Source organism: Pseudolysinimonas sp. 10J20-29 (assembly GCF_055809595.1).
The window spans coordinates 1,216,572-1,237,757 of sequence record NZ_CM147917.1; the positions used below are offsets into that span (position 1 = coordinate 1,216,572).

The 21,186-nt window shown below is 70.0% G+C and carries 15 protein-coding genes and 1 tRNA gene; 13 read left to right on the plus strand and 3 right to left on the minus strand.

Annotated elements, in window-relative coordinates; all coding sequences use genetic code 11:
• The first annotated feature begins 1 nt into the window (after window position 1).
• The 8 genes from trpC (at window position 2) to AC0L6Y_RS05970 (ending at window position 12,315) form a co-directional block, all read left to right on the plus strand.
• Window positions 2–796: an indole-3-glycerol phosphate synthase TrpC gene (gene trpC / locus AC0L6Y_RS05935; RefSeq protein ID WP_473557694.1), complete on the plus strand. Its 795-nt coding sequence runs from the start codon at window positions 2–4 to the stop codon at window positions 794–796.
• A complete protein-coding gene (gene trpB / locus AC0L6Y_RS05940) occupies window positions 793–2,004 on the plus strand; it encodes a tryptophan synthase subunit beta (RefSeq protein WP_473557700.1) in 1,212 nt (403 codons plus the stop codon). Before trpC ends, trpB begins: the two co-directional genes overlap by 4 nt.
• Window positions 2,001–2,819 carry a tryptophan synthase subunit alpha gene (trpA, locus tag AC0L6Y_RS05945; protein ID WP_473557706.1) on the plus strand — a complete coding sequence of 273 codons (819 nt, stop codon included), beginning with the start codon at window positions 2,001–2,003 and terminating at the stop codon, window positions 2,817–2,819. Before trpB ends, trpA begins: the two co-directional genes overlap by 4 nt.
• 57 nt (window positions 2,820–2,876) lie before the next feature.
• On the plus strand, window positions 2,877–3,920 hold the full coding sequence (gene lgt / locus AC0L6Y_RS05950; RefSeq protein WP_473558305.1) for a prolipoprotein diacylglyceryl transferase: 1,044 nt from the start codon (window positions 2,877–2,879) through the stop codon (window positions 3,918–3,920).
• Between the two features lie 106 nt (window positions 3,921–4,026).
• Window positions 4,027–8,604: a glutamate synthase large subunit gene (gene gltB, locus AC0L6Y_RS05955; RefSeq protein WP_473557711.1), complete on the plus strand. Its 4,578-nt coding sequence runs from the start codon at window positions 4,027–4,029 to the stop codon at window positions 8,602–8,604.
• Window positions 8,597–10,054, plus strand: coding sequence for a glutamate synthase subunit beta (locus AC0L6Y_RS05960; RefSeq protein ID WP_473557718.1), 1,458 nt, complete (start codon window positions 8,597–8,599; stop codon window positions 10,052–10,054). The genes gltB and AC0L6Y_RS05960 overlap by 8 nt, the downstream gene beginning before the upstream one ends.
• Window positions 10,055–10,124: 70 nt before the next feature.
• The gene (gene pyk / locus AC0L6Y_RS05965) at window positions 10,125–11,582 is read left to right on the plus strand and encodes a pyruvate kinase (protein WP_473557725.1); all 1,458 of its coding nucleotides are present in this window, start codon (window positions 10,125–10,127) and stop codon (window positions 11,580–11,582) included.
• Window positions 11,583–11,664: 82 nt separating this feature from the next.
• On the plus strand, window positions 11,665–12,315 hold the full coding sequence (locus tag AC0L6Y_RS05970; RefSeq protein ID WP_473557731.1) for a DUF2510 domain-containing protein: 651 nt from the start codon (window positions 11,665–11,667) through the stop codon (window positions 12,313–12,315).
• Between the two features lie 45 nt (window positions 12,316–12,360).
• On the opposite strand, the gene AC0L6Y_RS05975 is transcribed toward AC0L6Y_RS05970, so the two are convergent.
• Entirely contained in the window at window positions 12,361–13,413 is a 1,053-nt protein-coding gene (locus tag AC0L6Y_RS05975; RefSeq protein ID WP_473557736.1) for an isopenicillin N synthase family dioxygenase, read from the minus strand.
• A 231-nt stretch (window positions 13,414–13,644) separates the two neighbouring features.
• Here AC0L6Y_RS05975 and AC0L6Y_RS05980 point away from each other — a divergent pair, with 231 nt between their 5' ends.
• On the plus strand, window positions 13,645–14,553 hold the full coding sequence (locus AC0L6Y_RS05980) for a hypothetical protein (RefSeq protein WP_473557742.1): 909 nt from the start codon (window positions 13,645–13,647) through the stop codon (window positions 14,551–14,553).
• A 45-nt stretch (window positions 14,554–14,598) separates the two neighbouring features.
• On the opposite strand, the gene AC0L6Y_RS05985 is transcribed toward AC0L6Y_RS05980, so the two are convergent.
• Window positions 14,599–14,681, minus strand: a tRNA-Leu gene (locus AC0L6Y_RS05985).
• A 58-nt stretch (window positions 14,682–14,739) separates the two neighbouring features.
• On the opposite strand from AC0L6Y_RS05985, the gene AC0L6Y_RS05990 reads away from it, so the two are divergent.
• Window positions 14,740–15,348 (plus strand): ANTAR domain-containing response regulator, encoded by a 609-nt coding sequence (locus AC0L6Y_RS05990; protein WP_473557748.1) that lies wholly within the window; start codon window positions 14,740–14,742, stop codon window positions 15,346–15,348.
• 3 nt (window positions 15,349–15,351) lie between these two features.
• On the opposite strand, the gene AC0L6Y_RS05995 is transcribed toward AC0L6Y_RS05990, so the two are convergent.
• Entirely contained in the window at window positions 15,352–15,777 is a 426-nt protein-coding gene (locus tag AC0L6Y_RS05995; RefSeq protein ID WP_473557755.1) for a hotdog fold thioesterase, read from the minus strand.
• 47 nt (window positions 15,778–15,824) lie between these two features.
• Between AC0L6Y_RS05995 and polA the strand changes: the two genes are divergently transcribed.
• From polA to AC0L6Y_RS06010, 3 genes are read left to right on the plus strand one after another with little or no spacing between them, the layout of a single operon-like run.
• Window positions 15,825–18,485: a DNA polymerase I gene (gene polA / locus AC0L6Y_RS06000; protein ID WP_473557761.1), complete on the plus strand. Its 2,661-nt coding sequence runs from the start codon at window positions 15,825–15,827 to the stop codon at window positions 18,483–18,485.
• Between the two features lie 30 nt (window positions 18,486–18,515).
• Window positions 18,516–20,204 (plus strand): DUF885 domain-containing protein, encoded by a 1,689-nt coding sequence (locus AC0L6Y_RS06005; RefSeq protein WP_473557767.1) that lies wholly within the window; start codon window positions 18,516–18,518, stop codon window positions 20,202–20,204.
• Complete coding sequence (locus AC0L6Y_RS06010; protein ID WP_473557775.1) at window positions 20,201–21,172, plus strand: epimerase; 972 nt, start codon at window positions 20,201–20,203, stop codon at window positions 21,170–21,172. The genes AC0L6Y_RS06005 and AC0L6Y_RS06010 overlap by 4 nt, the downstream gene beginning before the upstream one ends.
• Window positions 21,173–21,186: the final 14 nt, after the last annotated feature.

The following is a 21,186-nucleotide window of genomic DNA, read 5'->3' on the forward strand; positions in this document are numbered from 1 at the left end:
AGTGCTCGCCGATCTCGTCGCCGGGGCCGTCGCGGACGCCTCGGAGCGGCGCGCGGCACGCAGTCTTTCTGTCGTCGAGGCGGAGGCGCTCGCCCGCCCCGCCGCGCTCGACGCCCTCGCCGCTCTCGCACCCGCCGAGCGGGTGAAGATCATCGCCGAGGTCAAGCGCGCCAGCCCCTCGCGCGGTGCGCTCGCGGAGATCGCCGACCCTGCCTCGCTCGCCCTCTCGTACCAGACCGGCGGCGCCAGCGCGATCAGCGTGCTCACCGAGGGTCGCCGCTTCCAGGGCTCGCTCGCCGACCTCGAGGACGTGCGCGCCGCGGTCGAGGTTCCGGTGCTGCGCAAGGACTTCATCGCCGAGCCGTACCAGGTGTTCGAGGCCCGCGCCGCGGGAGCCGACCTCGTGCTGCTGATCGTCGCGGCGCTCGACCAGTCGACGCTGCGCGAGCTGCACGACCTCATCGTGCAGCTGGGCATGACCCCGCTCGTCGAGACGCACTCCGCCGACGAGGTGGAGCGGGCGCTCGACGTCGGCGCCTCCCTCATCGGCGTGAACGCGCGCGACCTGAGCACCTTCGAGCTGGATCGCGACCTCTTCGGCCGTCTCGCCGACCGCATCCCGTCCGGCGTCGTCCGCGTGGCCGAATCGGCCGTGCTGTCGCCCGACGACGTCACCCACTACCGCGCGGCCGGCGCGGATGTCGTGCTCATCGGCGAGGCCCTCGTCCGCGGCGACGACCCGGTCTCGACCCTCGAGGCGTTCCTCGCCGCCGGATCACACGGAGCAGAATCATGAGCCTGCGCGACCAGCCGGGACCCTTCTTCGGCGACTTCGGCGGGCGCTTCATGCCCGAGTCGCTCATCGCCGCGATCGACGAGCTCGCGGCCGCGTACGAGGCGGCGAAGGCCGACCCGAGCTTCCACGCCGAACTCGCCGAGCTGCACCGCAGCTACACCGGGCGCCCCTCGATCATCACCGAGGTGCCGCGCTTCGCGGAGCACGCCGGCGGCGCGCGCATCATCCTGAAGCGCGAAGACCTGAACCACACCGGATCGCACAAGATCAACAACGTGCTCGGCCAGGCGCTGCTCACCCGGCGCATCGGCAAGTCGCGCGTGATCGCCGAGACCGGGGCCGGCCAGCACGGCGTCGCGACGGCGACGGCGGCGGCGCTGTTCGGCCTCGAGTGCACCATCTTCATGGGCGAGGTCGACACGCAGCGCCAGGCGCTCAACGTGGCCCGCATGCGCCTCCTCGGCGCCGAGGTCGTGTCGGTGACGACGGGGTCGCGCACCCTCAAGGACGCGATCAATGAGGCCTACCGCGAGTGGGTGACGAGCGTCGAGACGACGAACTACGTCTTCGGCACCGCGGCCGGTCCGCACCCGTTCCCCGCGATGGTGCGCGACTTCCAGAAGATCATCGGCGAGGAGGCGCGCGAGCAGGTGCTCGCCCTCACCGGTCGACTGCCGGATGCCGTCGCCGCGTGCGTCGGCGGCGGCTCGAACGCGATCGGCATCTTCCACGCCTTCCTCGACGACGCCGACGTCAAGCTCTACGGCTTCGAGGCGGCCGGCGACGGGGTCGACACCGAGCGGCATGCCGCCTCGATCGAGCGCGGCCGCCCGGGCATCCTGCACGGCGCCCGCAGCTACCTGCTGCAGGACGAGGACGGTCAGACGATCGAGTCGCACTCCATCTCGGCGGGACTCGACTACCCGGGCGTGGGTCCCGAGCACGCGTTCCTCGCCGATGCGGGCCGCGCCGAGTACCTTCCGGCGACCGACACCGAGGCGATGGACGTGCTGCGCCTGCTCAGCCGCACCGAGGGCATCATCCCGGCGATCGAATCCGCCCACGCCCTCGCCGGCGCGCTCCGGCTCGGCCGCGAGCTCGGCCCGGACGCGATCATCCTGGTGAACCTCTCCGGTCGCGGCGACAAGGATGTGGCGACCGCGGGGGAGTGGTTCGGCCTGTTCGACGAGGGAGCGGTGCAGTCATGAGTGCGATTCCGTTGTCTGTCGGCACCCGCATCGAGGAGCGCCGCGCCGAAGGCCGTGGCGTGCTCGTCGGCTACCTGCCGGTCGGCTTCCCCGACCTGGCGACCAGCATCAACGCCGCGGTCGCGCTTGTCGAGAACGGCGTCGACGCGATCGAGCTGGGGCTGCCCTACTCGGACCCCGTCATGGACGGCATCGCGATCCAGCAGGCGACGCAGGCGGCCCTCGCTGCCGGCTTCCGCATCCGCGACGTGTTCACCGCCGTCGAGGCGGTCCGCTCGCGCGTGGATGCCCCGGTGCTCGTCATGACGTACTGGAACCCGGTCGTGCAGTACGGCTCCGACCGCTTCGCCGACCAGCTGCGCGACGCCGGCGGCGCCGGCCTGATCACGCCCGACATCACCCCGGACTCGGCCGCGGACTGGATCGCCACGAGCGACCGGACGGGCCTTGACCGCGTCTTTCTCGCCGCCCCGTCCTCGACCGACGAGCGACTCAAGCTCACCGTCGAGAGCTCGCGCGGCTTCGTCTACGCGGTCTCCACGATGGGCATCACGGGTGCTCGCGCGGATGTCGCGGCCTCGGCCCGCACCCTGGTCGACCGGCTCCGGGCGGCCGGGGCGGAGAACACCTGCGTCGGCATCGGCATCTCGCGCGGCGACCAGGTCGCGGAGGTGCTCGAGTACGCCGACGGGGCGATCGTGGGTTCGGCCCTCGTCACCGCCCTCGCCGAGCGCGGCGTCGCGGGTGTCGCCGCCACCGCCGCCGAGCTGGCGACCGGGCTTCGCCCGGGCACGTCCGTCCCGCAAGCTCACTAGACTCGACCCCGGCGCTTCGCGCCTCCGTTCCTCGCCGAAAGGTCTGCCGTGTTCCCGCTGAGTATCCCGAGCCCGCCGTCTGATTGGCGCTACTTCGATCTCGGTGCGTGGCTCGCGTCCTTCCTGCCGTTCGTGCCGGAGGACTTCTCGCTGCGCATCCACGCGTACGCGATCCTGATCCTGATCGGCATCTTCGCCGCCGTCGTGCTCACCAACCACCGCCTGACCCAGCGCGGCGGTGAGCCGTGGATCATCATCGACATCTCGCTGTGGGCTGTCGTCTTCGGCATCGTGTTCGCGCGGCTCTACCACGTGGTCACCCACCCCGGCGACTACTTCGGCGAGGGCAAGGATCCGTGGGAGATCGTCCAGATCTGGGACGGCGGCAACGCCATCTTCGGCGCGCTCATCGGCGGTGCGATCGGCATCGCGATCGCCTGCCGGATGACCGGGCTGCGCTTCTGGAGCGTCGCCGACGCGCTGGCTCCGGGCCTGCTGCTCGCGCAGGCGATCGGACGCCTCGGCAACTACATGAACCAGGAGCTGTTCGGGCTCCCCACCGACCTGCCGTGGGGCCTGGAGATCGACCGCCCGAATTCGGCGATCCCGGTCGGCATCCCCGACGACGCGCTGTTCCACCCGACGTTCCTCTACGAACTGCTGTGGAACGTCGCCGGCGTCGCCGTGATCCTGCTCATCGAGAACCGCGTGCGGTTCGTCGCGGGCCAGAAGCTGCCGGAATTCGAGCGCCGTGCCGACTGGCAGTGGGGCAAGGTGCTCGGCCTCTACCTCATCTGGTACGGCATCGGCCGCACCTGGTTCGAGTCGATTCGCCTCGACCCGAGCGAGACCTTCCTCGGCGTGCGATCCAACGTCTGGGCCGCCCTCGTCGGCATCGTCATCGGGCTGTTCATCATCCTCTACCAGTCGCGCAACCACCGCGGTGTGGAGCCGAGCGTCTACGCTCCCGGCCGCGAGTGGTCGCCCTCGACTGCGATAGACTCCGAAGACACCTACTCGGAGGCCGACGACATTGACGGCGCTCCTGGGGACGTGGATGAGGCACCCGCCACAAGTGGGAGCGCCCGCCGCTCGCAGTAAGAGCACCACGTCGACAGGTCGGACTCCGCACCCTGGCGGCCCGGCACCCCTCCACCTGTTGGGCCAGCGACGTCCCACCACCAGCACCATCGTGAGGACGGTACTCATGGCGCCACTCAGCCCTTTCAACTCCTTCTCCCGCGTCCCCGCGGCGCAGGGTCTCTACAACCCGCGCAGTGAGCGCGACGCGTGCGGGCTCGCGATGGTGGCGACGCTGCGCGGCACCGCGGGCCACGACATCGTCGTCAACGCGCTCGACGCGCTGCGTCACCTCGAGCACCGCGGCGCGGTCGGCTCCGACGCCGGCACCGGCGACGGTGCGGGCATCATCACCCAGATCCCGGACGAGTTCCTGCGCGCCGTCGTGCCGTTCGAGCTGCCCGCGGTCGGCCGCTACGCGGTCGGCATGGCCTTCCTGCCGCTCGACGACGACGAGCGGGCCGAGCAGAAGGCGGGAATCGAGAGCATCGCGCGTGCCGAGGGCCTGACGGTGCTCGGCTGGCGCGAGGTCCCCACCGACCCGACGCACCTCGGAAACCTGGCCCGTGAGGCGGCGCCGGCGTTCGAGCAGCTCTTCCTGGCCGACGACGTCACCGACACCGACGCGACGCCGCGCGACGGCATCCAGCTGGACCGGGTCACGTTCCGGGTGCGCAAGCGCGCCGAGCGGGAGCTGGGGGCGTACCTGCCCTCGCTGTCGAGCCGCACGCTCGTCTACAAGGGAATGGTGACGACGCTCCAGCTGGAGCCGTTCTACCCCGACCTCTCCGACGAGCGCTTCGCGACGAAGCTCGCGCTCGTGCACTCGCGCTACTCGACGAACACGTTCCCGTCCTGGCCGCTCGCGCAGCCGTTCCGCATGATCGCGCACAACGGCGAGATCAACACCGTGCAGGGAAACCGCAACTGGATGCGGGCGCGCCAGTCGCAGCTCGAGTCCGAGGTGCTCGGCGACCTGCGCCCCGTGTTCCCGATCGTCAGCGACGGCGCGAGCGACTCGGCCTCCTTCGACGAGACGGTCGAGCTGCTCGAGCTCGCCGGTCGGCCGCTGCCGCACGCGATCATGATGATGGTCCCGGAGGCGTGGGAGAACCAGGTCGACATCGACCCCACCCGGCGCGCGTTCTACGAGTTCCACTCCATGCTGATGGAGCCGTGGGACGGCCCCGCCGCGCTCGTCTTCACCGACGGATCGCTCGTCGGCGCCACGCTCGACCGCAACGGTCTGCGCCCCGGCCGCTTCCTCGTCACCGACGACGGCCTCGTGGTGCTCGCGAGCGAGATCGGCGTGCTCGACTTCCCGGCGCACAAGATCGTCCGCAAGGGCCGCCTGCGTCCCGGTCGCATGTTCCTGGTCGACACGGCCGAGGGCCGCATCGTCGAGGACGACGAGATCAAGGCCGAACTCGCCGCCTCGGGCCCGTGGCAGGAATGGCTCGACGAGGGCCGCATCAACCTCGCCGACCTGCCCGAGCGCGAGCACATCACGCACACGCCCGCCTCGGTCAGTCGCCGCCAGCGCACCTTCGGATACACCGAAGAAGAGGTGCGCATCATGATCACGCCGATGGCGCAGAACGGCGTCGAGCCGCTCGGCGCGATGGGCTCCGACACCCCGATCGCGGTGCTCAGCGACCGTCCGCGTCTGCTCTTCGACTACTTCACCCAGGCTTTCGCGCAGGTGACGAACCCGCCGCTGGACTCGATCCGCGAAGAGGTCGTCACCTCGATGAAGCTGGGGCTCGGGCCCGAGCGCAACCTGCTCGATGCCACCCCGGAGCACGCGCGTCAGATCGTGCTCGACTTCCCGGTGATCGACAACGACGAGCTCGCGAAGATCCAGCACTTCGAGACCCGCAGCGGACGGCGCCCGGCGCACATCATCCGCGGGCTCTACCGTGTCGACGACGGCGCCGAGGGCCTCGCCCAGCGCCTGCAGGAGATGTGCGACGAGGCCGACGAGGCGATCGAGGCCGGCGCGCAGTTCCTGGTGCTCAGCGACCGCGACTCGACGCGCGACCTGGCTCCGATCCCGTCGCTGCTGATGCTCGCCGCCGTGCACCACCACCTGATCCGTCAAGAGACGCGCATGAAGGTCGGCATCGTCGTCGAGGCCGGTGACGTGCGCGAGGTGCACCACATCGCCCTCCTCATCGGCTACGGCGCGAGCGCGATCAACCCGTACCTCGCGATGGAGACCGCCGAGCGTCTCGTGCTCAGCGGCATGATCCAGGGACTGACGACCGAGAAGGCGCAGAAGAACCTGATCAAGGCGCTCGGCAAGGGCGTGCTGAAGATCATGTCGAAGATGGGCATCTCGGTCGTCGGCTCCTATGCCGGCGCCCAGGCCTTCGAGGCGGTCGGACTCAGCCAGGAGTTCGTCGACCAGTACTTCACCGGCACCACCTCGCTGCTCGGCGGCGTCGGGATCGACGTGATCGCGAGCGAGAACGCCTCCCGCCACAAGGCCGCCTACCCGGACGACTCCGCCGCGCTCGCGCACGAGCGTCTCGATGTCGGCGGCGAGTACCAGTGGCGTCGCGAGGGCCCGCCGCACCTGTTCAACCCGGAGACGGTGTTCCGGCTCCAGCACGCGACGCGCACCAAGCGCTACGACATCTACCGCGAGTACACCCAGATGGTGGACGAGCAGGCCGAGAGCCTGAAGACGCTGCGCGGCCTGTTCGCGTTCAAGGAGGGCGTGCGCCCGCCGGTGCCGCTCGATGAGGTCGAGTCGGTCGCCTCGATCGTCTCGCGCTTCAACACGGGTGCGATGAGCTACGGCTCGATCTCGCAGGAGGCCCACGAGACCCTCGCGATCGCGATGAACCGCCTCGGCGGCCGCTCCAACACGGGCGAGGGCGGCGAGGACGTGGAGCGTCTTCTCGACCCCGAGCGTCGCAGCGCGATCAAGCAGGTGGCGAGCGGGCGCTTCGGCGTCACGAGCATGTACCTGACGCACGCGACGGACATCCAGATCAAGATGGCGCAGGGCGCCAAGCCGGGGGAGGGCGGTCAGCTGCCTCCCACGAAGGTGTACCCCTGGGTGGCGCGCACGCGTCACGCGACCGCGGGTGTCGGACTCATCTCGCCGCCGCCGCACCACGACATCTACTCGATCGAGGATCTCAAGCAGCTCATCTTCGACCTCAAGCGATCGAACCCTGAGGCGCGCGTGCACGTCAAGCTCGTCTCGCAGTCGGGCATCGGCGCGGTCGCGGCGGGGGTGACGAAGGCTCTCGCCGACGTCGTGCTCGTCTCGGGCCACGACGGCGGCACCGGCGCGAGCCCGCTGAACTCGCTCAAGCACGCGGGAACGCCGTGGGAGATCGGACTTGCCGAGACCCAGCAGACGCTCATGCTCAACGGCATGCGCGATCGCGTCGTCGTGCAGGTGGACGGCCAGATGAAGACGGGCCGCGACGTCGTGATCGCGGCGCTGCTTGGCGCGGAGGAGTACGGTTTCGCGACCGCTCCGCTCGTGGTCAGCGGCTGCATCATGATGCGCGTCTGCCACCTCGACACCTGCCCCGTCGGCGTCGCCACCCAGAACCCGGAGCTTCGGGCGCGCTACACCGGCAAGCCCGAGTTCGTGGAGACCTTCTTCGAGTTCCTGGCCCAGGAGGTGCGCGAGTACCTCGCCGAGCTCGGCTTCCGCTCGCTCGATGAGGCGATCGGCCACGCCGAGCTGCTCGACGTCGACCGCGCGGTCAACCACTGGAAGGCCGACGGACTCGACCTGACGCCGGTGCTCGTCGGCCCCGAGTTCGCCGAGGACGAGCCGCGCGCGCACCGCCGCAACCAGGAGCACGAGCTCGAGGACCACTTCGACCAGGAGCTGATCCGTCACAGCACGGCCGCGCTGGAGCGCGGCGAGCACGTGGCGCTCGAGTACGCGATCAAGAACACCGAGCGCGCCGTCGGCACGATGCTCGGCCACGAGGTCACGAAGCGCTACGGCGAGCACGGACTCCCGGAGGGCACCATCGAGGTCGTGCTCCGCGGCTCCGCCGGGCAGTCGCTCGGCGCGTTCGTGCCGCACGGCATCACGCTGCGGCTCGAGGGCGACAGCAACGACTACGTCGGCAAGGGGCTCTCGGGCGGACGCATCGTCGTGCGCCCGCCGCGCGACGCGGTGCTCGCTGCCGAGCTCAACGTCATCGCCGGCAACGTGATCGGCTACGGCGCCACGCAGGGCAGCATGTTCATCCGCGGCGTCGTCGGCGAGCGATTCCTGGTGCGCAACTCCGGCGCCACGGCCGTCGTCGAGGGAGTGGGCGACCACGCGCTCGAGTACATGACGGGCGGCCTCGCGGTCATTCTCGGCGGCACCGGGCGCAACCTGGGCGCCGGCATGTCGGGCGGCACGGCCTACGTCTACGACCTGAAGCCCGAACGCGTCAACCGCGACGCGATCGCGAGCGGCGAGCTCGAGCTGCATCCGCTCGACAGCGCCGACAAGGAGATCTTCGTCGACCTGCTGCGTCAGCACATCGACGAGACCGATTCCGCACTGGCGGCACGACTTCTCGAGGACATCGACCAGACGATCACCAAGTTCGTCAAGGTGGTTCCTCGCGACTACGCCGCGGTGCTCAAGACACGACAGGCCGCCCTCGACGAGGGTCTCGACCCCGACGGCGACGTGACCTGGCAACGAATCCTGGAGGTGACCGGTGGCTGACCCCAAAGGGTTCTTGAAGACCCAGGAGCGCGAGCTTCCCAAGCGTCGACCCGTTCCGGTCCGCATCATGGACTGGAAAGAGGTCTACGAGAATCAGGACCCGGCGCAGCTGCGCCGGCAGGCGGGCCGATGCATGGACTGCGGTGTTCCGTTCTGCCACGCGGGCTGCCCGCTCGGCAACCTGATCCCCGAGTGGAACGATCTGATGTGGCGCGGTGAGGGCCGCCAGGCCATCGAGCGGCTCCACGCGACCAACAACTTCCCCGAGTTCACCGGTCGTCTGTGCCCGGCGCCCTGCGAGTCGAGCTGCGTGCTGGGCATCAACCAGCCGGCGGTCACGATCAAGCAGGTCGAGGTCTCGATCATCGATCAGGCGTTCTCGAACGGATGGGTGACCCCGCATCCGCCGGAGCGTCTCACCGGCAAGACGGTCGCCGTCGTCGGCTCCGGCCCGGCGGGCCTCGCCGCGGCTCAGCAGCTCACGCGCGCCGGCCACACGGTCGCCGTCTACGAGCGCGACGACCGCATCGGCGGGCTCCTGCGCTACGGAATCCCCGACTTCAAGATGGAGAAGCGCCAGATCGAGCTGCGCCTCGCGCAGATGCAGGCCGAGGGCACGCGCTTCCGCGCGGGCGTCGAGATCGGCCGCGACATCTCGTGGGAGGACCTGCGCACCCGCTATGACGCGGTCGTGGTCGCGACCGGCGCCACCGTTCCGCGCGACCTCCCGATCCCCGGCCGCGACGCGCTCGGCGTGCACTTCGCGATGGAGTACCTGGTTCAGCAGAACAAGGTCGTCGCGGGCGGCACCGTGCCCAACCAGATCACCGCGGAGGGCAAGCACGTCGTCGTCATCGGCGGCGGCGACACCGGCGCGGACTGCATCGGCACCGCGCACCGCCAGGGCGCCCTGAGCGTGACGAACCTCGCGATCGGCGTGCAGCCCCCGAGCGAGCGCCCCGAGCACCAGCCGTGGCCCACGGACCCGACGCTGTTCGAGGTCTCGAGCGCCCACGAAGAGGGCGGCGAGCGGATGTTCCTCGCATTGACGGTCGAGTTCCTGAGCAACGACGCGGGCGAGGTGCGTGCGCTGCGCGTCGCCGAGACCGAGTACATCGACGGGCGCCGCGTGCCGAAGTCGGGAACCGAGCGCGAGATCCCCGCCGACCTGGTGCTCATCGCGATGGGCTTCACCGGACCGGAGAAGGAGCACCTCGCCGGACAGCTCGAGGTGCCGTTCGATGACCGCGGCAACGTCGTCCGCGACGACGACTACCGCACGACCCTCTCGGATGTGTTCGTCGCCGGGGACGCCGGTCGCGGACAGTCGCTCATCGTGTGGGCGATCGCCGAGGGCCGTGCCGCGGCCGCCGCGGTGGACCGCTACCTTGAAGGGGAGACGCAGTTGCCCTCGCCCGTGCGTCCGCGCGATCGAGGGATCACGATCTGAGAACCCGGAGGGCGCACGAACGCCCTGCGGGACTTCGACTCCCACCACCACCACCAATTCGAAGGAAGTCATGAGACGCGCCAAGATCGTCGCCACCCTAGGGCCCGCGACGTCGAGCTACGAAAACATCCGCGCCATCATCGAGGCCGGCGTCAACGTCGCCCGCATGAACCTCAGCCACGGCAGCTACGACGTGCACAACGAGGTCTACGCGAACGTCCGCAAGGCGGCCGCGGATCTCGATGCGCCGGTCGCCGTGCTCGTCGACCTCCAGGGGCCCAAGATCCGTCTCGGCAAGTTCGAGAACGGCCCGCACATGCTCGAGGTCGGTGACATCTTCACCATCACGACCGAGGACGTCCCGGGCACCAAGGAGCTCGTCGGCACCACGTTCAAGGGCCTTCCGGACGACGTCGCCCCCGGCGACTTCCTCCTGATCGACGACGGCAAGGTCAAGGTCCAGGTGCTCGACACCGACGGCACGCGCGTGCGCACCGAGGTCATCGTGGCCGGCCCCGTCTCCAACAACAAGGGCATCAACCTCCCCGGCGTCGCGGTCAACGTGCCCGCGCTCTCCGAGAAGGACGAGGCGGACCTGCGCTGGGGCCTGGACCTCGGCGCCGACTACATCGCGCTGTCCTTCGTGCGCAACGCCGCCGACGTGACCCGCGTCCACGAGATCATGGCCGAGAAGGGCCGCCGCGTGCCGGTGATCGCGAAGATCGAGAAGCCGCAGGCGGTCGAGAACCTCGAGGAGATCATCGACGCCTTCGACGGCATCATGGTCGCCCGTGGCGACCTGGGTGTGGAGCTGCCGCTCGAGGCCGTCCCGATCGTGCAGAAGCGCGCCGTCGAGCTCTGCCGCCGCATGGCGAAGCCGGTCATCGTGGCCACGCAGATGCTCGAGTCGATGATCTCGAGCCCGGTGCCGACCCGCGCCGAGACCTCCGACGTCGCGAACGCGATCCTCGACGGCGCCGACGCGGTCATGCTCTCGGGTGAGACCAGCGTGGGGGAGTACCCCGTCGTGACCGTCTCGACGATGGCCCGCATCGTCGCCTCCACGGAGGAGCACGGTCTGGAGCGCATCCCCGAGCTCGGCACCAAGCCGCGCACGCAGGGTGGCGCCATCACCCTCGCCGCCGCCGAGGTCGCCGACTTCGTCGACGCGAAGTACGTGTGCGTCTTCACCGAGTCCGGTGACTCGGCGCGTCGCATGTCGCGTCTGCGCTTCCGCATCCCGATGAAGGCGTTCACGCCCGACGACGCGATCCGCCGCCGCATGAACCTGACCTGGGGCATCGAGTCGTTCCTCGTCGAGCGGGTCAACCACACCGACGCCATGTACCGCCAGGTCGATGAGACGCTGATCGCGCGCGGGCTGGCCGAGGTCGGCGACAAGGTCGTGGTGATCTCCGGATCCCCTCCCGGAATCGCCGGGTCGACGAACGACCTGCGCGTGCACGTCGTGGGCGACGCGGTCAACGCCGCGGCCCCGGCCTGGCAGAGTGGCGCCCACGCCGACTGAGCAACCCTCGCGAAGATCCACTCGACCGAGTGCGTCGTCTCCGGCAAGGTAGAGGCGACGCACTCGGCCACCAGGAAGAGACATGAATCGGATGACAGCTGGCCACTCGGCGCCCGGCTGGTATCCGGACCCCTGGAGACCCGGGTTCTCACGCTGGTGGGATGGCTCGGCGTGGACCGAGCATTCGCAGGAGGGCGCCCCGCCGGCGCCGAAGGTGGAGCCATCGTTGGCCGTCGAGACCGCGGCTGAAGCGCCGGCGGCCGCGGACCGTGTGCCGGAGGACCACTTCCGCCGGATGGCCGAAGTCGCCGAGGCGACGCGCACCGCCGAGATCCCGCGCATCGCGCCGCACGCGGCGCTCCCGCCGCGCGAGCGCATGCCCGAGGTCCGTCGTCGCCGTCCGTGGGCGATCACGGCGGTCGCGGCGGGCATCCTGCTCGCCTTGGTGGGCAGCGCGACGGTGGCCTGGAGCAGCGGCGCGCTCGAGACGCTGGCCGACGCCAGCTCCGCGCAGAGCTCCTACGTGCTCGACGTCCAGGATCTGCTGGCCGCGAGCATCGCCGAAGCCGATGAGGTCGCGGTCGAGTTCGTCGAATGCCCCGACCTCACCGAGCAGACCGCCGACGCCGAGTTCGAGTGCGTCGCGACGCTGTCCACGGGGGAGAAGGTCGCGATCGTCGCCCACATCGAGGGCGACGGCGAGAAGATCGTCTGGATGCACTCCGCACCGTAGGTGCGCGCCGCGACCGGGTGCCGACCGCGACGCGCACGCCGTGCGCTACTGCGACTTGAGAACGCGCTCGCTCTCGCGCTCCGCGTTCCGGTTGAGCACGCCCGCCCGCGTGCCGGCGAGCTTCGCACGCGTGTGCTCAGTGACCGACACGGGCGCGTAGAGCGGCTCCTCGCCGTCCGCCATGAGCGAGGGCAGCGGGGCGACCGTGGTGTCCCAGTTGCAGCCGTGGAAGTAGGCGACGCTGCGGCGACGCTGGATGGTGCCGTCGATGACGGGAGGCTTCACGCGGTGCAGCGTCGACATCCAGTGCTCATTGGTCCAGCGGGTCGTCACGTCGCCGAGGTTCACGAGCAGCGCCCCCTCGTCGGGCTGGACGTCGTACCAGCCGCCGTCCGTGCCCAGGACCTGCAGGCCCTTCACCCGGTCGGCCCACAGCACGGTGATCACGCCGAAGTCGGTGTGCTCGCCCATGCCGCGCAGCTCGCCGTCGAGCGTGACGTTCATGCCGGGGGTCAGAGCGTAGTTGTTCATCCGCATCGTGCCGGTGGCCTTGTCGAACATCGGCGCGAAGAATCCCGCGGGGAGTCCGAGCGCGTCGGAGCTGATGTCGACGAGGAGCTCGGCGACCCGGCGCGCTTCGTGCATGTAGCTCTCGATGCGGGTGCGGAAGCCGGCGATCTCGGGCCAGACGTTCGCCTGGTACTGCTCTTCCAGCAGGTCCGGGTCGTCGTAGTCCGCGACGGTCAGCCCGACGTTGAAGGCTTCGAAGAAGTCGTTCATCTTGTTCGCAGGCTCGACTCCGAGGCTGAGGCTCGTCGCCTCCGACTTCGGGGGAGAGTAGCCCCGGTTCACCCCGCGCGGAGTCACGAACTCCTTCTTCTGCTCCGCGTCGAGGCCGAGGAAGAAGTCGTCGGAGGCGGAGGCGAGGCCGTCGATCACGTCGCGGGCGATGCCGTGGCCGTGCACCTGCACGAACCCGACCTCGCGGCAGGCGGTGTCGAACTCGCGAGCCACGCGCGCGCGAGCCTCGGCCCCCTCCGCGCCGGGCTTCGGGTCGACGTAGGCGGAGATGTCGATGGCGGGAACAACAAAGGTCATGAGGAGAGTCCTTCACGGGATATCGGTCGAGAGCAGCCGGGACCGGCTGCGCACTTCCCGTCTTCCTGTCGTGGCTCGAACTCTCGAGGCTCCAAGAACACCAAGTGACGCCGCCAGTATGCCCGCGCGGTGTTACGAGCGTGTTGCGTCGGCGCCGTGAGGGGGCGCGGTGAGGCGGCGCGCAGGGCGGCGGGTTTCGCGAGCGCGCGCGGGGTCGGCCATGCTGAGGTGGTGACGAACGAAGCTCCGAATGCGACCGCCGAGGTCGGCGCGTGGCTGCGTGCCCCCATCGACGCTTTCGTCGACGAGTTCCGGGACGCCGGAGCGTTCGCCCTCCTCACCTCGGTCGTGCGCGCATCGGACGGGAGGCTCGATCTGCACCTCTGGTCCGATGCCGTGGCCGGCATCCACCGCGCCCGGGTGCGCAGCGGCACCGTTCGTCTGCTCGATCTGACCTGGGAGCCGCAGCGCTTCCGGCTGACGGCGGCCCGGCCGTTCACCCAGGACGCGGCAGCGTGGCTGCAGGACCGCTGGCACCCGGCGGTGAGCGCGTCGACGCTGATGCCGCACATGGCGGCGTTCGTGGAGTCCGCGCGCGAACGCGCTGACGAGCGCGCGCGGTTCGGTGCCGACGCTCTGTCCCGACATGCCGTCGTCACGCAGGAGTACGCCCCGCGACTGCGTGCGCGCCTGGACGACACCGCGATCGTGGGCGCGGTCCGCGACGCGCTCGTCCCCGCGCCGGTCTCCGGCGGCGCGCCGTTCTTCTCGGCCACTCCGGACGCTGTCGTGCTCGACGAGGACGGCCAGCTCGGCGTGCTGCGCGTGTACCGCGCCCGGGCCCCGGAGCTGCGGCTCGCCGCCGCGCAGTCCGTCATCGACCTGACGCTGCTGACGAGCGCGCCGCCCGCCGAGGCGATCGCCCAGACCTGTCACTTCGACAAGCTGAGCGACAGCCGCCGCGCTCTGGGGCTCCGCGCGCCCGCACGCGACGTGGACGTCACCCGCGCGCCGCGCGCGATCGTCGTGGTCGCCGACGAGGTGTCGGCCCGCTCATTCGAGCAGTTCGAGGCGGTGCGACAGCGCCTGGTTGAGCGCGAGGTGCTCGACCCGGCGCGGCTCGACGTCGGACGCGTGTGACCGGGGCACCGGGAGAGCGGGCGGCCGGTGCGACGGCGAGTGCGGTGCCGGATGTGGGACTTGAACCCACACGTCCTCACGGACAACCGATTTTGAGTCGGTCGCGTCTGCCATTCCGCCAATCCGGCCTGTGCGGCCCGCCCACGGCGAAGCACAGCATGCCAAACGATACCGTAGGCTGATCGGGTGACAGACCCGCAGGAAACCACCACCACCGCTCCGCGACGCGTTGTCGTCGCCGAGGATGAGTCGCTCATTCGGCTCGACATCGTCGAGATCCTCCGGGACAACGGCTTCGAGGTCGTCGGTGAAGCCGGCGACGGCGAGACCGCCGTGGCGCTTGCCACCGAGCTCAAGCCCGATCTGGTCGTCATGGACGTCAAGATGCCCCAGCTCGACGGCATCTCGGCCGCTGAGCGGCTCTCCAAGAACCACATCGCGCCCGTCGTCCTGCTGACCGCGTTCAGCCAGAAGGAGCTCGTCGAGCGCGCCAGCGAGGCGGGCGCTCTCGCCTACGTCGTCAAGCCGTTCACCCCGAGCGACCTGCTGCCCGCGATCGAGATCGCGCTGAGCCGCTACCAGCAGATCGTCGCGCTCGAGGCCGAGGTCGCCGACATGGTCGAGCGCTTCGAGACCCGCAAGCTCGTCGACCGCGCCAAGGGGCTGCTCAACGAGAAGATGGGCCTCAGCGAGCCGGACGCGTTCCGCTGGATCCAGAAGGCCTCGATGGATCGTCGCCTGACCATGCACGATGTCGCCCAGGCGATCATCGAGCAGCTCTCCGCGAAGAAGTAGCGCCTACCGGTCGCGGAGGAAGTTGGTCATCCGCACCGTGGAGAGCCGACGACCCTGCTCGTCGGTCATCACGATCTCGTGCGTGCAGAGCGTGCGCCCGAGCACGAGCGCACGGCAGGTGCCGGTGACCAGACCTTCGGTGACCGAGCGCGAATGCGTCGCGTTGATCTCGATGCCGACCGCGTAACGGCCGGGACCGGCGTGGATGGCCGAGGAGATCGAGCCGAGCGACTCGCCGAGCACCACGTGCGCGCCGCCGTGGAGCAGCCCCACCACCTGGGTGTTGCCCGCGACGGGCATCGTAGCGACCGAGTACTCGGCCGACAGCTCCAGGAACTCGATGTCCATCTTCTGAGCGAGGGCGCCGCCGCCGGTGCCGGTGAGCCGTTCGACGAGTTCGGGATCCAGATCGGCGGGCAGCTTCGTCATGAACTTCCGTTCCTCGAGGTGTCGGGAGCCGCGACTAGGCTGACTCCGTGCCGGACAGCGTCGAAAAGCCTACCCTTCTGATCATCGATGGCCATTCCTTGGCCTTCCGCGCGTTCTACGCGCTTCCCGTCGACAGTTTCGTCACGCGCGACGGCCAGCACACGAACGCCATCCACGGCTTCATCTCGATGCTGCTGAACCTGCTGCAGACCTACAAGCCGACCCACCTGGCGGTCGCCTTCGACATCTCCCGGTTCTCGTTCCGCACCCGGGAGTACCCCGAGTACAAGGGCACCCGCGCCGAGACGCCGCCCGAGTTCAAGGGCCAGATCCCGCTGCTGGAGGAGGCGCTGGCGGCCATGGGCATCCAGACGCTCAGCAAGGAGGACTACGAGGCCGACGACATCCTCGCCACGCTCGCCGCGCGCGGCAGCGCTGACGGCTTCCAGGTCTTCGTCGTCTCGGGCGACCGCGACACGATCCAGCTCGTCAACGACGAGGTCACCCTGCTCTACCCGAACGTCCGCGGCGTCTCCGAGCTGAAGGTCTACGACCCCGCGGCGGTGCGCGAGCGCTACGGCATCGAACCGCACCAGTACCCCGAGATCGCGGCGCTCGTCGGCGAGACCAGCGACAACCTGGTCGGCGTCGACAAGGTCGGCGAGAAGACCGCGGTGAAGTGGATCCAGAAGTACGGCTCGCTCGACGAGATCATGGCCCATGCCGAGGAGATCACCGGCGTCGTCGGCCAGAACCTGCGCGATCAGATGGATCGCGTCGTGCGCAACCGCAAGCTCAACCGCCTGCTGCCCGACATCGAGCTGCCGCTCGGCCCGGCCGATCTGGTGCGCGGCGAGCCGGATGCGGCCGCCATCCGCGAGGTGTTCGGCCGTCTGCAGTTCCGCACCCTGCTCGATCGGGTGTTCAAGCTGGAAGGCATCACCGACGCGGGGGAGGCGGCCCCGGCCTCCGACACCAGCGCGGTGCCCGCGATTCGCACCATGGTCGATGAGGAGCTCGCCAAGTGGCTCGACGACGCCTCGAAGAAGGGCACCGAGCCGCTCGGACTGCGGGTCTCCACCTTCGACGGTGAGATCACCGGCTTCGGCATCGCGAGCGGCACCGACTCGGCGTGGGTGCCCTGGGCTCCCGGGCGCCCCGACTATGTCGCGCTCGAGGAGTGGCTGGCGAGCGCCGCGCCCAAGCACGTCTACGACGGCAAGGGCCAGGTCACCGCGATGGCCGAGGCGGGCCTCGAGCTGAACGGCATCGCCTTCGACGTCACCCTCGGCTCGTGGCTGCTCAAGCCCTCCTCGAAGTTCGAGAGCCTGGCGAGCCTGGTCTACGCGCAGCTCGGCGAGACGCTGCCCGAGCCCGATCCGCACCAGCTCGTTCCGGAGACGGAGCCGCTGAGCCCGGCGACGGAGGCCTGGTACGTACGCCGGCTCGCCGACGAGCTCTCCGGCCAGCTCGACGACGGCTCCCGCGAGGTCCTCGTCGACATCGAGCTGCCGCTCATCGCCGTGCTGGTGCGCATGGAGCGCCAGGGCATCACCGTCTCGCGCGAGCTGCTCGCCGGCCTGAACGCGCGGCTCGCCGCGCGCGCGGCCGAGGTGGAGGCGGCGGCCTTCAAGACCATCGATCGCGAGGTCAACCTCGGTTCGCCCAAGCAGCTGCAGGAGGTGCTCTTCGACCAGCTCGGCATGCCGAAGACCCGCGCCACCAAGACCGGGTTCTCCACCGACGCCGCGGCCCTCGCCGATCTGCAGGATCAGCACCCGCATCCGTTCCTGGAGCTGGTGCTGCAGCACCGCGACGCCACGAAGATCCGCCAGATCGTCGAGACCCTCGAGAAGAGCATCGGCGACGACGAGCGCATCCACACCACCTACGAGCAGACCGGCTCGGCGACCGGCCGGATCAGCTCGAACGACCCCAACCTGCAGAACATCCCGATCAAGACCGAGGTGGGCCGCGAGGTGCGCGCCGCGTTCCAATCGGGGGCGGGCTTCGAGACGCTGCTCACCGCCGACTACTCGCAGATCGAGATGCGCATCATGGCCCACCTCTCCGACGACGAGGGCCTCATCGAGGCGTTCCAGTCGGGGGAGGATCTGCATCGCTTCGTCGGCTCGCGGGTCTTCGGCGTCGACCCATCCGAGGTGACGCCGACGATGCGCACCAAGGTGAAGGCGATGTCCTACGGCCTCGCCTACGGTCTCTCCGCGTTCGGTCTCAGCAAGCAGCTGCGCATCGAGCAGTCCGAGGCGAAGGCGCTGATGACCGACTACTTCGCCCGGTTCGGCGGCGTGCGCGACTACCTCCGCGGCGTGGTCGAGCAGGCCCGCATCGACGGGTACACCACCACGATCTTCGGCCGTCGCCGGCCGTTCCCCGAGCTGTCCTCCTCGAATCGCGTGCTGCGCGACAACGCGGAGCGCCAGGCGCTCAACTCGCCGATCCAGGGCTCGGCGGCCGACATCATCAAGCGCGCGATGCTCCGGATCGACGCCGACATCCGCGAGCAGAACCTCGCCTCGCGCATGCTGCTGCAGGTGCACGATGAACTGGTCTTCGAGGTCGGCGCGGGTGAGCTCGACACGATGACGAAGATCGTCACCGAGCGGATGTCGACGGCGGCGGAGCTCAAGGTGCCGCTCGACGTGCAGCTCGGCACCGGCCCGAACTGGGACGCCGCCGCGCACTGATTTCGGCCCCCGGCGAACTACGCTGGGAACATGACGGAAGCTTCGACTCCTCCTGTCCGCACGCCCAGCGCGATCGACGCGATCGCCGAGGAATGGGTGACCACGCTCGTCGACCTCGACCCCGACTACGCCATCTGGATCGGCGTCGAGGGCCGCACCGGCGAGTACGGCGACCTCTCGCCCGCGGGCCACGAGGCGCGCACCGCCGCCGCCCGCGCCGCCGCGGCCAAGCTGACCGCGGAGGCGCCCGTCGACGCGGTCGACGAGGTGACGAAGACCGATCTGCTGGCGCAGCTGAACCTCGAGCTCGAGAGCGCCGAGCTCGGCCTGCACCTCCGCGACCTGAACGTCATCGCCTCGCCCGCCCAAGGCATCCGCGACTCCTTCGACCTGATGCCGACCGCGACCGACGACAACTGGGAGCGCATCGCCGAGCGCATGTCGAACGTGCCCGGCGCGGTCCGCGGCTACATCGAGACCCTGCGCGAGGGGATCTCCCGGGGCATCGCGCCCGCGCGCCGCCAGGTCGCCGAGGTGGCCAAGCAGGCGCGCAAGCACGCCAACCCGGCCGGATTCTTCGGCGACTTCGCCGACAGCGCCGCCGCCGAGGGCGGGGCCGAGCTGCCCGCGGCGCTCCGCGAGGGGCTGCGCTCCGGCGCCGCCGCCGCTTCCGCCGCCTACGGCGAGCTCGCCGACTTCCTCGAGAAGGAGCTGGCCCCGAGCGCTGGGGAGCAGGACGGCGTCGGCCGCGACATGTACGCGCTGCACTCGCGCTCCTTCCTGGGCGCCGAGATCGACCTCGACGAAACCTACGAGTGGGGCATCGGCGAACTCCAGCGCATGATCAACGAGCAGACCCGCACCGCGGGCGAGATCCTCCCCGGCGCCTCCGTCGAGGAGGCGATCGCGGCCCTGGAAGCGGACCCCTCCCGCAAGCTGCACGGCACGAAGGCGCTGCAGGAGTGGATGCAGGAGACCTCGGACCGCGCGGTCGCCGACCTGGCGAAGACGCACTTCGACATCCCCGACGCGATCCGTCGTCTCGAGTGCATGATCGCCCCGACGCAGGAGGGCGGCATCTACTACACCGGCCCGAGCGACGACTTCTCGCGCCCCGGACGGATGTGGTGGAGCGTGCCCGAGGGCGTCACCGAGTTCGACACCTGGCGCGAGCTCACCACCGTCTACCACGAGGGCATTCCCGGGCACCACCTGCAGATCGGGCAGGCGACCTACAACCGCGGCACCCTCAACACCTGGCGGCGTCAGCTCGCCGGCACGAGCGGCCACGCCGAGGGCTGGGCGCTCTACGCGGAGCGCCTGATGGAGGAGCTCGGCTACCTCGACGACCCGGCCGACCGGCTCGGCATGCTCGACGGCCAGCGGATGCGCGCCGCGCGCGTCGTGCTCGACATCGGCGTCCACCTCGGCAAGCCCCGCCTCGACGGCTCGGGCGTCTGGGATCACGACTACGCGCTCGACTTCATGCGCCAGAACGTCAACATGAACGACGCCTTCGTGCGCTTCGAGGTGAACCGCTACCTCGGCTGGCCCGGACAGGCGCCGTCGTACAAGGTGGGCCAGCGGATCTGGGAGGAGATCCGGTCGAGCGCGCAGCGCCGCGCCGGGGACGCCTTCTCGTTCAAGGACTTCCACAAGCAGGCGCTCGACCTCGGCGGCGTCGGCCTCGACACCCTGCGGTCGGCACTGCTGTCGTGACCCGCACCGTCGTCGTGGCCGGGGCGTCCGGCTTCATGGGGCGGCACCTGGTCGAGCAGTTCCGCACCTCGGGCGATCGGGTCCTCACGATCGGCCGCGGCGTGCGGAGTGACGTGCCGTGGTCGGACTCGGCCGGGATCCGATCGGCCGTCGACGGGGCAGCGCTGGTGGTCAACCTGGCCGGGCGCTCCGTCAACTGCCGCTACACCGCGCGCAACCGTGCCGAGATCGTGGACTCCCGCGTCGACACCACACGCGCTCTGGGCGAGGCGATCGCCGCGGCATCGTCTCCGCCCCCACTCTGGGTGAACTCTTCGACCGCGACGATCTACCGCCATGCCGATGACCGCCCGCAGGACGAGACGACCGGCGACATCGGCACCGGGTTCTCGGTGGACGTCGCGACGGCGTGGGAGGCTGCCTTCTTCGAGCTCTCGCTGCCGGCAACCCGCCGCGTGGCGCTGCGCACGGCGATCGTGCTCGGCGATGGCGGCGTGCTGACGCCGCTGATCCGGCTCGCCCGGCTGGGGCTCGGCGGCGCGCACCACGACGGGCCCTGGTTCTCGAGCCGTCGTCGACGCGAGCTCGGCACCGAGCATCGTTTCGCGACACGGGGCGGGCGGCAGCGCTTCTCCTGGGTGCACCTCGCCGACGTCGCCGGCGCGATCCGCTTTCTCGAGGCGAACCCGGGCCTCACCGGACCGATCAACCTCTCGTCGCCGAACCCGGTGGACGACCGCACCTTCATGGCGACGCTGCGCCGCGTCCTCGGCGTTCCCGTCGGGCTCCCGATGCGCCGCTGGATGCTCGAACCGGGCGCGTGGCTGATCCGCACCGAGACCGAGCTGGTTCTCAAGAGCCGCTGGGTCATCCCGGGACGGCTGCAGGAGGCGGCTTTCTCCTTCGAATACCCCGAGCTGGAGGGCGCGCTGCGCGAGGTCGTGGACTCGAGGGCCAAGAATCGCTAGACTCGAGTGTTGCT